This window comes from Dictyobacter arantiisoli, assembly GCF_008326305.1.
GTDB classification, from domain to species: Bacteria; Chloroflexota; Ktedonobacteria; order Ktedonobacterales; family Ktedonobacteraceae; genus Dictyobacter; species Dictyobacter arantiisoli.
In genome coordinates this window covers 28418-28780 of the sequence record NZ_BIXY01000097.1, presented here as the reverse complement: position 1 = coordinate 28780, position 363 = coordinate 28418, and the positions used below count along the sequence as shown (strand labels likewise).

General features: G+C 45.2%; 1 pseudogene. It reads left to right on the top strand.

The features are described from left to right. Positions 1–276: 276 nt before the first annotated feature. A pseudogene (locus F1593_RS23620) lies at positions 277–363 on the top strand (RNA recognition motif domain-containing protein); the annotation flags it as partial.

The window sequence follows — 363 nt, the reverse complement described above, 5'->3', positions numbered from 1 at the left end:
CGACCTTTGCCCCACAACCTGCTCCTCGGAAGGGACGAACGGAGGGGCAAAAACGATGGGGAAGGCAAACTTTTTCGCGCCACGTTCTTCAAGAGGGCTCTGCAAAAAAATGAATGGCACCCTAAAAAAGTAAAAAAGACAAACACTGGACATTGTTTATGCACTATGTGCTATACTAAGAACATGACATCAATAATGCATTGTTTCGCTTCTGTGAGAAACGGTTTCTTCGAGCGTCAAAGATGAAAGCGGTGTCACCACAGGAGTGTTAAAAACATGAGACTATACGTTGGTGGTCTGCCTTACCAGACACAAGAGCATGATTTACGTGATTTATTCGAGCAAATTGGAGCAGTGAGCGCC